The sequence below is a fragment of the Kitasatospora sp. NPDC057738 genome (assembly GCF_042798815.1).
Lineage (GTDB): Bacteria > Actinomycetota > Actinomycetes > Streptomycetales > Streptomycetaceae > Kitasatospora > Kitasatospora lactacystinica.
This window is the reverse complement of record NZ_JBHVJT010000006.1, coordinates 164,962-175,049: the sequence shown is the minus strand read 5'-3', so window position 1 is coordinate 175,049 and position 10,088 is coordinate 164,962. Positions and strand designations below refer to the sequence as shown.

Annotated in this window: 12 protein-coding genes; 9 read left to right on the top strand and 3 right to left on the bottom strand. The window is 72.2% G+C overall.

Annotation, left to right across the window (positions count from 1 at the left end):
* Positions 1-227: 227 nt before the first annotated feature.
* From ACFVGO_RS05525 to ACFVGO_RS05505, 5 genes are all read left to right on the top strand, one after another.
* Positions 228-680 (top strand): SRPBCC family protein, encoded by a 453-nt coding sequence (locus ACFVGO_RS05525; protein ID WP_359909136.1) that lies wholly within the window; start codon positions 228-230, stop codon positions 678-680.
* 98 nt (positions 681-778) lie between these two features.
* Complete coding sequence (locus tag ACFVGO_RS05520) at positions 779-1,438, top strand: hypothetical protein (RefSeq protein ID WP_380349757.1); 660 nt, start codon at positions 779-781, stop codon at positions 1,436-1,438.
* Positions 1,439-1,540: 102 nt separating this feature from the next.
* Positions 1,541-2,332: a DsbA family protein gene (locus ACFVGO_RS05515; RefSeq protein WP_380630911.1), complete on the top strand. Its 792-nt coding sequence runs from the start codon at positions 1,541-1,543 to the stop codon at positions 2,330-2,332.
* A complete protein-coding gene (locus ACFVGO_RS05510) occupies positions 2,329-2,949 on the top strand; it encodes a vitamin K epoxide reductase family protein (protein WP_380630910.1) in 621 nt (206 codons plus the stop codon). The genes ACFVGO_RS05515 and ACFVGO_RS05510 overlap by 4 nt, the downstream gene beginning before the upstream one ends.
* Positions 2,950-3,011: 62 nt before the next feature.
* A complete protein-coding gene (locus tag ACFVGO_RS05505; RefSeq protein ID WP_380630909.1) occupies positions 3,012-3,596 on the top strand; it encodes a dihydrofolate reductase family protein in 585 nt (194 codons plus the stop codon).
* A gap of 25 nt (positions 3,597-3,621) precedes the next feature.
* Here the strand turns inward: ACFVGO_RS05505 and ACFVGO_RS05500 are convergent, their stop codons facing one another.
* Positions 3,622-4,605: an adenosine deaminase gene (locus ACFVGO_RS05500; protein WP_359909122.1), complete on the bottom strand. Its 984-nt coding sequence runs from the start codon at positions 4,603-4,605 to the stop codon at positions 3,622-3,624.
* Between the two features lie 143 nt (positions 4,606-4,748).
* Here ACFVGO_RS05500 and ACFVGO_RS05495 point away from each other — a divergent pair, with 143 nt between their 5' ends.
* A complete protein-coding gene (locus tag ACFVGO_RS05495) occupies positions 4,749-5,030 on the top strand; it encodes a DUF6158 family protein (protein WP_359909119.1) in 282 nt (93 codons plus the stop codon).
* A 120-nt stretch (positions 5,031-5,150) separates the two neighbouring features.
* On the top strand, positions 5,151-6,539 hold the full coding sequence (locus ACFVGO_RS05490; RefSeq protein WP_359909116.1) for an NADP-dependent succinic semialdehyde dehydrogenase: 1,389 nt from the start codon (positions 5,151-5,153) through the stop codon (positions 6,537-6,539).
* Positions 6,540-6,575: 36 nt separating this feature from the next.
* Here ACFVGO_RS05490 and ACFVGO_RS05485 read toward each other — a convergent pair whose 3' ends face one another.
* Positions 6,576-6,875 carry a hypothetical protein gene (locus tag ACFVGO_RS05485; protein ID WP_359909114.1) on the bottom strand — a complete coding sequence of 100 codons (300 nt, stop codon included), beginning with the start codon at positions 6,873-6,875 and terminating at the stop codon, positions 6,576-6,578.
* A 56-nt stretch (positions 6,876-6,931) separates the two neighbouring features.
* On the bottom strand, positions 6,932-7,951 hold the full coding sequence (locus tag ACFVGO_RS05480; RefSeq protein ID WP_359909111.1) for a Ku protein: 1,020 nt from the start codon (positions 7,949-7,951) through the stop codon (positions 6,932-6,934).
* A gap of 146 nt (positions 7,952-8,097) precedes the next feature.
* On the opposite strand from ACFVGO_RS05480, the gene ACFVGO_RS05475 reads away from it, so the two are divergent.
* On the top strand, positions 8,098-8,334 hold the full coding sequence (locus ACFVGO_RS05475) for a hypothetical protein (RefSeq protein WP_359909108.1): 237 nt from the start codon (positions 8,098-8,100) through the stop codon (positions 8,332-8,334).
* A gap of 265 nt (positions 8,335-8,599) precedes the next feature.
* A complete protein-coding gene (locus ACFVGO_RS05470) occupies positions 8,600-10,039 on the top strand; it encodes an amino acid permease (protein WP_359909105.1) in 1,440 nt (479 codons plus the stop codon).
* The last annotated feature ends 49 nt before the right edge of the window (positions 10,040-10,088 follow it).

Genomic DNA, 10,088 nt, shown 5'->3' with positions numbered 1-10,088 from the left:
GGGTGGGTGCGGAGAGGGGCGTGACGGGTGATTTTCCGACCGCCAACGACGCCCAGCGCCCCACCCACAGGGTCGGCAGTCTGAAAATCACCCAGCCCCCGGAGCACCCACCCCCGGAGCCGCCCCCGGCCCCCCACCCTCCCGAAAGCCCCCAACAACACCAACCACCCCCCTTTGCCCACCCCCACCCCGAGGCGCACGCTGGACCCAGGGAGGTGCCGCGCACAATGAGCACCCTTGAGGAACAGATCGACATCGCCGCCCCCGTCCTCGCCGCCTGGGAGCAACTGCACCGGGTGCACGAGTACCCCCGGTTCGTCGACGGCGTCAGCAGCGCCCAGCCGCACGGCCGGAACCTCGCGCACCTCGGGGTGGAGGTCGACGGCGAGCGGCACTCGGTCGATGCCGAGATCACCGACCGCGGCCGGGGCCGGGTGATGGCCTGGCGGACCCTGGGTCCGCTTCCGCTGCGCGGCGCCTTCGCGCTGCTGCCGCTCGATGCCCGGCACACCCGGTTGCAGATCCGGGTGGAGTACGACCCGGAGGCGGTGCGGCGCGAGTTCGGCGGGCCGCGCGGTTTCGCCCAGGCCGGGGCGATCGAGCGGGCGGTGCGCGAGGATCTGGACCATTTCCGGGAGCTGGTCGAGGCGCGGGTGAACGCCGTCGGGGCCGACCCGTAAGCATCGGATAAGCCCAGCTCAGCGCGGGCGGTGAGGCTCTTCACAGCGCACCGTCCGGCAGACCGTTTCGGTTTCAACCTGTGGCAGACTCGGGTGCCATGGACATCGGGCCGGTCACCAGGACGCTCCGCGCGGCGGTCTTCGCCGCGCTGGTCGTGCTGCTCGCCGGGCTCGGCCAGGTGCTGGTCACCGGCCGCACGCTCCCGGTCGGCCCGATGCTGCTGGCCTCGGCCGCCGTCTTCGCGGTGGCCTTCTCGCTGGCCGGCCGCGAGCGCGGCTTCCCGGCGATCGCGGCGGTGTTCCTGCCCCTGGAGCTGGGCGCCGGCGCGCTGTTCGACCTCGCGCAGAGCACGTGTCCCTCGCTGCCGCCCGGCGCCGGGCACGGCCTCCAGCCGCTGCTGTGCGGTGGCGGTTCGCTCGGCGGTTTCCTGCTCGGTCACGGCGTCTCCGCGCGGGCCGGTGTGCTGCTGCTCCTGTTGCTGCACACGGTGATCGCGCTGGCCGGCGCCTACTGGCTGCGCCGTGCGGACGCCGCGCTGTGCTGCCTGGCCGGCGCCGTCCGGATGGTGGGCGAGTTCCTGCACCGCCATCTGCCGGCCGCCGCCCGCTGGCTGCGGCTGCTGGCCGCCCCGCTGCCGGCCCGTCCGCCGGCGCGGGTGCCGTTCCCCCGGGCCAGCCGCGCGCTGGTCCCCGCCGAGGACGTCGTCGTCCGCCCGGCCGTCCGGCGCGGTCCGCCGGTGTTCGCCCTGGCCGTCTGAGCCGCGGGCCTCCCCGCCCGCTCAGTCGGCTGTTCTCTCCCCCCGCGCAGGCCCCGACCGGCCGCGCCGACCCGTACGCCCGAGAGCACAGGACGACACCCCATGAGCAACACCCGCAAGACCGCCAAGAAGGCCTCCGCCACGGACCGCATGCGCGTCGCCCGCGCCCAGGCCGAGCGCTCCGAGCGCATCCGCCGCCGGGTGGTGGTCGGCGGCGCCTCGGCCGCCGTCCTCGCCCTCGCGGCGGGTGTGGCCTTCGCCGTCGGCGGCTCCTCCGGCTCCGGTTCGAGCGCCGCGAACGGCCCGCTGGTCGTGCCGGCCAACGCGAGCGGCACCGACGGCACCGTGGTCACCTACGGCAAGGCCGACGCCCCGCACACCCTGGACGTCTACGAGGACTTCCGCTGCCCGTTCTGCGAACAGCTGGAGACCACCACCGGCACGGCGATCCAGCAGCTCGCGGACGACGGCACGTACAAGGTCCAGTACCACCTGGCGACGTTCCTGGACAACAACCTCGGCGGCAAGGGCTCGCGCACCGCGCTGGCCGCGGCCGGCGCCGCGCTGAACGAGGGCGTGGACAAGTTCAAGGCCTTCCACGACGTGCTGTACGCCAACCAGCCGGACGAGCGCAGCGACGCCTTCGGCGACGTCAACCACGTCCTGGACCTGGCCGGCCAGGTGCCCGGCCTGAAGACGGACGCCTTCGTGAAGGCCGTCCAGGACGGCACCTACGCGCCGTGGGCGGCCAAGGTCAACGAGGAGTTCAACAAGAGCGACGTCACCGGCACCCCGACCGTCAAGCTGGACGGCAGGAAGCTGGACGTCCTCTCCAACGGCAAGGCCGTCTCCCCCGAGCAGTTCACCGCGATGGTCAAGCAGGTGACCGGATGACGGCCGGCGCGCCCGCCGTGCGGCCCACGTACGGCGCGAGCCGCCCGTTCGCCTGGCTGCTGCTGATCGGCGGCGCCGTCGGCCTGTTCGCCTCGGCGGTCCTCACCCTGGACAAGATCCGGCTGCTGGAGGACCCGTCCTACGTCCCCAACTGCAACATCAACCCGATCATCAGCTGCGGTTCGATCATGCGCAGCGCGCAGGCGGAGGCCTTCGGCTTCCCCAACTCGCTGATCGGGCTGGTCGCCTTCGGGGTGGTCGTCGCGGTCGGTGCCGGGCTGCTCGCGGGGGCGGCGTTCCGGCGCTGGTTCTGGCTCGGCCTGCAGGCCGGGACGGTGTTCGGGGTCGGCTTCGTGACCTGGCTGATGTACCAGGCGCTGTACCGGATCGGTGCGCTCTGCCCGTACTGCATGGTGGTGTGGGCCGCGGTGATCCCGCTGTTCTGGTACACCACGCTGCACAACCTGCGCTCGGGCGTGATCCCGGTGGGCCCGCAGCTGCGGACGGCCGTCCGGGAGGCGGCCCGCTACCACTGGGTCGTCCCGGCCCTCTGGTACGCGGTGATCGCGCTGCTGATCCTCAACCGGTTCTGGTACTACTGGAGCACCCTGATCTGATCCCGTCCGCCGCCCCTTCCCCCGCGGCAGGGGCGGCGGACCGTCTCCCGGTGAGGCCGCCGATGCGCCGCAGGATCGTCCTCTTCGTCTCCCTGTCCGTGGACGGCTACTTCGAGGGCCCGGACCACGACCTCGGCTGGAACCTCGTCGACGACGAGGTGCACACCCACTTCAATCGCGAGCTCGCCCGAATGGGTGGTTTCGTCTCCGGCCGGGTGACGCACGAGCTGATGGCCTCCGTCTGGCCCACCGCCGACCAGGACCCGGCCGCCGACGGTCCGACGGCCGAGTTCGCGGGCATCTGGCGCGCGATGCCGAAGACCGTCTTCTCCCGCACCCTCGACCACGCCGACTGGAACACCACCGTCGTCCACGAGGTCACCCCGGAGTCGGTCGCCGCCCTCACCGCCGGCCCCGGCGGCGACCTCTGCCTCAGCGGCGCGAACCTGGCCGAGTCCTTCCTCGCCCTCGACCTGATCGACGAGTTCCGGCTCTACGTCCACCCCGTCGTGCTCGGCCGCGGCACGCTCTTCTTCCGCCCGACCGACCACCCCACCCCGCTCGCCCTGACCGAGACCCACCGCTTCACCAACGGCGTGACGCTGCTGCGCTACGAGCGCGTCGGCCCGTCGTCCCTGGACGGGTGACGGGCCGGCGCGACGGACGGGCGGGTCAGAAGACGTACGCCTCGACCTCGGCGAGCAGTTCGGCCCGGCGCCGCTCGCTGATGAAGGAGGCGCGGAAGGAGTTGGCGGCCAGCCGGCGCAGGGCCTCCTGGTCGAGGGCGAGGGCCTCGCGCACGGCGCGGAAGTTGTCCTCCACGTAGCCGCCGAAGTACGCCGGGTCGTCGGAGTTGACGGTGACCAGCAGCCCGGCCTCCAGCATCTCGTCCAGCGGGTGGTCGGCGAGGGTGTCGATGCAGCGCAGCCGGACGTTGGAGAGCGGGCAGAGGGTCAGCGGGATCTGCTCGCGCACCAGGCGGGCAACCAGCTCGCCGTCCTCCAGGCAGCGCAGCCCGTGGTCGATCCGCTCGACGCCGAGGACGTCCAGCGCCTCGGTGATGTACGCGGCCGGGCCCTCCTCGCCCGCGTGGGCGACCCTCCGCAGCCCGGCCTCGGCGGCCCGGCGGTACACCTCGCGGAACTTCACCGGCGGGTGGCCGACCTCGGCGGAGTCCAGGCCGATGCCGGTGATCCGGTCGAAGTACGGGCGGGCGGCCTCGAAGGTCTCCAGCGCGGACTCGGCGGACTCGTCCCGCAGGAAGCACATGATCAGCTGGGCGCTGATGCCGTACCGCTCCTCGCCGCGCTCCAGCGCCCGGGTCAGTCCGTCCACCACCGCGCCCAGCGGGACCCCGCGCGCGGTGTGCGCCTGCGGGTCGAAGAAGATCTCCGCGTGGCGGACGCCCTGCTCGGCGGCCCGGGCCAGGTAGGCGTCGGCCAGGTCGGCGAAGTCGTCCTCGGTGCGCAGCACGGCCATCAGCGCGTAGTAGAGGTCCAGGAAGGACTGGAGGTCGCTGAAGGAGTACGCCTCGCGCAGCGCCTCGGTGTCGGCGTACGGCAGCTCTACGCCGTTGCGGGCGGCGAGTTCGAAGGCGAGTTCGGGCTCCAGGGTGCCTTCGATGTGCAGGTGGAGTTCGGCCTTGGGAAGCGGCATGTGCGATCTGTCCGAGCGTCGGCGGGATGGTTTCTGAGGAACGCGGAAGGATTCATCCTACGATCCGTGCCCACCGGCCGGGTGCAGCCGCGACGGTCCCCGGGCACCCTGGAGGAGGGGACTTCCGCCGAGGAGGCACCGAGATGCGGCACGCCGACGACCCGCACATCCGGCCCGCGGGCATCTCCCCGCACGCCCTGGGCAACGACACGCTCCTGCACGAGCTGGAACAGCTCCACCGCACGCGCCACGAGACCTTCCTGTACGGCTCGGAGGAGGCGCTGAAGCGGCACACGCTGCGCACCGGGGAGTTGGAGGCCGAGTTCCTGCACCGCTTCCCCGGCCGGCAGGTCACCGCGGCCCGGACCAGGGCCGGGGCCAGGGCCCGGGAGGCGGCGGCCCGGGTGGAGTCGCTGCCGGAGTGAGCGGAGCGGATCGCCCGCCCGCCGGGACACGCCGGGCGCGCCGAGGCGTGCCCGGAGCCGGGCGGTCAGGGAGGGTGTGAGGGCAGACGCACCGGACCCCGACCCACCTGGGAGCCCCGCATGCCCATCGCCAGCGTCAACCCCGCGACCGGCGAGACCCTCCAGACCTTCGAACCGCTCGACGCGGCCGGCGTCGAGCGGCGGCTGGCCCGCGCCGAGGCCGCCTTCCACGGCTACCGCGGCACCACCTTCGCCGCCCGCGCCGAACTGATGCACCGCGCCGCCGACCTGCTGGACCGGGAGCAGGAGGCGGTCGCCCGCACCATGACCGAGGAGATGGGCAAGCCGCTCGCCGCCTCCCGCGCCGAGGCCGCCAAGTGCGCCAAGGCGATGCGCTGGTACGCGGACAACGCCGAGGCGCTGCTCGCCGACGAGCACCCGGCCCCGGCCGACGTCGCAGACTCCGGCGCCAGCCGCGCCTACGTCCGCTACCGCCCCCTCGGCCCGGTGCTGGCCGTGATGCCGTGGAACTTCCCGCTCTGGCAGGTCGTCCGGTTCGCCGCGCCGGCCCTGATGGCGGGCAACGTCGGCCTGCTCAAGCACGCGTCCAACGTGCCGCGCACCGCGCTGGCGATCGAGGAGCTGTTCCGGCGGGCCGGTTTCCCGGAGGGCTGCTTCCAGACGCTGCTGATCGGCTCGGGCGCGGTCGAGGGCGTGATCCGGGACCGCAGGGTCACCGCCGTCACCCTCACCGGCAGCGAGCCGGCCGGGCGGGCGGTCGCGGCCACCGCGGCGGACGAGGTCAAGAAGGCCGTCCTGGAACTGGGCGGCAGCGACCCGTTCGTGGTGCTGCCGAGCGCCGACCTGGACGCCGCGGTGCGCACCGCCGTCCGGGCCCGGGTGCAGAACAACGGCCAGTCCTGCATCGCCGCCAAGCGCTTCATCGTGCACACCGACGTCTACGAGCGCTTCACCGCCGCCTTCACCGAGGCGATGCGGGCGCTGAAGGTCGGCGACCCGATGGACGAGGACACCGACGTCGGCCCGCTGGCCAGCCGCCAGGGCCGGGACGACCTGGAGGAACTGGTCGAGGACGCCCGCACCCGCGGCGCCCGGGTGGAGTGCGGCGGCGGACGCCCGGAGGGCTGGGACACCGGCTGGTTCTTCGAGCCCACCGTGCTGACCGGCATCACCCCGGCGATGCGGATCCACCAGGAGGAGACCTTCGGCCCGGTCGCCACCGTCCACCGGGTGGCCGACCTGGACGAGGCGGTGGCGGCCGCCAACGACTCGCCGTTCGGGCTCAGCTCCAACGTCTGGACCACCGACGAGGCCGAGCGGGAGCGCTTCGTCCGGGACATCCAGGCCGGCGGGGTGTTCTTCAACGGCATGACGGCCTCCCACCCGGCGCTGCCGTTCGGCGGCGTCAAGCGCTCCGGGTTCGGGCGGGAGCTGTCCGGGCACGGGATCCGGGAGTTCTGCAACGTCACCACGGTGTGGATCGGCTGAGCCGGACCTCCCGGCCCCGTGCCCGTCCCGGCCGGGTCAGGACGCCATGCGGTGCCGGCCCGGCCCGGGGGTCATCCAGCGGGCGATCACGCCGCCCATCGCGATGAGCGTCAGGCCCCAGAAGATCGCCATCGGCACCAGCACCGGCAGCAGGCTCACCTGGACGGCCACCATGCAGAGGCCGATCGAGAGCGCGATCATGAACGTCACCACGGTGGGGCTGAGGCTGAGCAGCCAGTGCCAGACGCGGTGCCCGAAACCCCGGGCCCTGCGGGCTTCGGGACCCTCGGCGGCGTCGGCCTGGGCTTCGACTTCCTGGTAGGTCAGCAGGTCCATCGGGATCGCCTCCAAGGCTGGACGGCTGGATGGGAGGAACGCCTGACCCGGGAGGGTCAGGAGGCCTTGCGGGGGGCCGAGGACTTCCGGGTGGCGGTCCTCTTCGCCGCCGGGCTCCTCGTGGCGCCCGTCCCGGAGGTCTTCTCGGAGGCTTTCTCGGAGGTCTTCTCGACGGACTTCTCGGCGGACTTCGGGCCCGCCTTCGGGGCGGTCTTCCTCGCCGGGGCGCGCTTGCGCGGCGCGGGCTCCTCCCCGGCGCCGGCCTCCCCGGCTCCGGCGCCCTCGGCTCCGGCGCCCCGCCCGCCCTTGGCCTGCTTGAGGCTGCTGCGCAGCGCCTCCATCAGGTCGATCACGTTGTCCGGAGCCTCGCCCGGCTCCTCCTCGTGCGGGACCTCCACGCCCTCCAGCCGCGCGGTGATCACCTGCTGCAGCGCCTGCTGGTAGTCGTCGTGGAGCTGGGCCAGGTCGAAGTCCTCGGAGAGGGTGTCCATCAGCGACCGCGCCATCTTGAGCTCCTGCGGCCGGACGGTGACGTCCCCCTCGGGCGCGATGCCGGCCACCGGGCGGACCTCGTCGGGCCAGATGCAGGTCTGGAGCACCAGGGTGTTGTCGTGCACCCGCAGCACCGCGGGCGACTCCCGGGTGCGCAGCGCGATCTTGGTGACGGCGATCTGCCCGGACTCGGTGAGCGCGTCGCGCAGCAGCGCGTACGGCTTGGCGGCGGCCTTGTCGGCGACGCCCACGTAGTAGGCCTTGGAGAACATCAGCGGATCGATCTCGCCCTCGTCCACGAAGGCCAGCACGTCGATGATCTTCTTGCTGGGCAGCGGAAGGTCGGCGAGGTCCTCGTCGGAGAGCGTGACGGTCCGCCCGTCGGGGGACTCGTAGCCCTTGGCGATCTCCGCGTACGGGACCTCCTTCTCCTCCTGCTCGCAGTACCGCTTCATCCGCACCCGGCCGCCGTCCTTGGCGTGCACCTGGTGCAGCGGGACGTCGTGCTCCTGGGTCGCGGAGTACAGGTGGACGGGGATGCTGACCAGCCCGAAGCTGATCGTCCCCTTCCAGGTGGTCTGCATGGGGTCGCTCCTGACCGGCGCCGGGAACCGGCCGGCGCCGAGCACGCTCGGGATGCTCCTACGGCATGTCCCGAGAGTCCCACTCTGCCCGGATTTGCGCGGATCGTCCACACCGCGCCGACAATGGGCCGAGGAGGTCGATGCGGATGACCGTCCGGAGCCGGCGGGACCGGCAGGACCGGGACCAGGCGCCGCCGCCGGAGCGGTACGGCTACCTGGTGACGTACGCGGTGCGGGGCGAGCCCGGCACACGGCGCGCGGAGGTGACCGTCCTGCCCGGATACTCGCAGGAGGAGGACATCCCCCGGATCCTGGCCGCCCGGCTGACCGGGCGACCGGCGGACGGGGCCGCGATCACCGTCCTCGACGCGCGGCCGATCTGACCGCGCAGGTGCGGGCGATTTGAGCCCCAACAGAGCTTGGCAACCTTTTCGAATACTGACGATGCGTCAGATCTGAGGTTTCCATGCCACCTTTCCACCCACCCTGACCAGGCTTTTTACGTCCGGTAAGCGAACAGTTATCAAAGCATTGTTCCGATACTCGGGCGTAGAAGTTAGGTTGCGACGCAATGCGCGGGCAAGTCCCCCACCCTCCGGCGCGACGAGCCGAGGGTCACACCGCGCTGGAAAGGCACAGGGCACCTTGATGAGTGCGGACACCACCAAGCCCACGACGGCCACCAGGCTCCCCCACCAGCCGAGTCCGACCGGAGAGGGCGGCGACGGCCACCTGAAGGCCGGACTCAAGAACCGCCACCTGTCGATGATCGCCATCGGCGGCGTGATCGGCGCCGGCCTCTTCGTCGGCTCCGGCGCGGGCATCGCGACCACCGGCCCGGGCATCCTGCTCTCGTACGCGCTGGCCGGCGCTCTGGTCGTGCTCGTGATGCGGATGCTCGGCGAGATGGCCGCGGCCGACCCGCAGAGCGGCTCCTTCTCGGCGTACGCGGACCGCGCGCTCGGCCGCTGGGCCGGCTTCTCCATCGGCTGGCTGTACTGGTTCTTCTGGGTCGTGGTGCTCGCGGTCGAGGCGACCGCCGGCGCGAAGATCCTCAACAACTGGGTGCCCGGCGTGCCGCAGTGGGGCTGGGCGCTGATAGTGATGGCGGTGCTGACCGCCACCAACCTCTTCTCGGTCGCCTCCTACGGCGAGTTCGAGTTCTGGTTCGCCGGGATCAAGGTGGTCGCGATCGCCGCGTTCCTGGTGATCGGCACCCTCGCCGCCTTCGGTCTGCTGCCGGGCACCCACGCGGTCGGCGCCAGCAACCTCACCGGCCACGGCGGCTTCCTGCCGCACGGGGTGGGCGCGGTGTTCACCGGCATGCTCACCGTGGTCTTCGCCTTCATGGGCAGCGAGATCGTCACCCTGGCCGCCGGCGAGTCGGAGGACCCGGAGAAGGCGGTCAGCAAGGCCACCAACAGCGTCATCTGGCGCATCGGGATCTTCTACCTGGGCTCGATCCTGCTCGTGGTCACCCTGCTCCCCTGGGACTCCGCCGACGTCAAGTCCAGCCCGTACGTGGCGGTGCTGGACCACATCGGCATCCCGGGCGCCGGCCAGGTGATGGACGTGATCGTGCTGACGGCGGTGCTGTCCTGCCTCAACTCCGGGATGTACACCGCCTCCCGGATGGCCTTCTCGCTCGGCCAGCGCGGGGACGCGCCCAAGGCCTTCGCCACCGTGACCTCGCGCGGCGTGCCGCGGGTGGCCATCCTCTCCTCGGTGGTCTTCGGCTTCGTCGCGGTCTTCTTCAACTACACCTCGCCGGACACCGTGTTCGCCTTCCTGCTCAACTCCTCCGGCGCCGTGGCGCTCTTCGTCTGGCTGGTGATCTGCGCCACCCAGCTGCGGATGCGGAAGATCATCGAGCGCGAGATGCCCGAGCGGCACACCGTCCGGATGTGGCTGTACCCGTACCTGACCTGGACGGCCATGGGCATGATCGGGTTCGTCATGGCGTACATGTTCACCGACGCCGACGGGCGCAAGCAGATGTACCTGTCGCTGGTCGCCGCAGCCATCGTGCTGGCGGCCTCGGCCGTGGTGGGCCGACGGCGGCGGGCCGCGGTGGCGGCGGGCTCCTGACCCGTCCGCCCCGCGCGGGAACGCCGGGCCCGGGAGCCGTTGAGAAGGC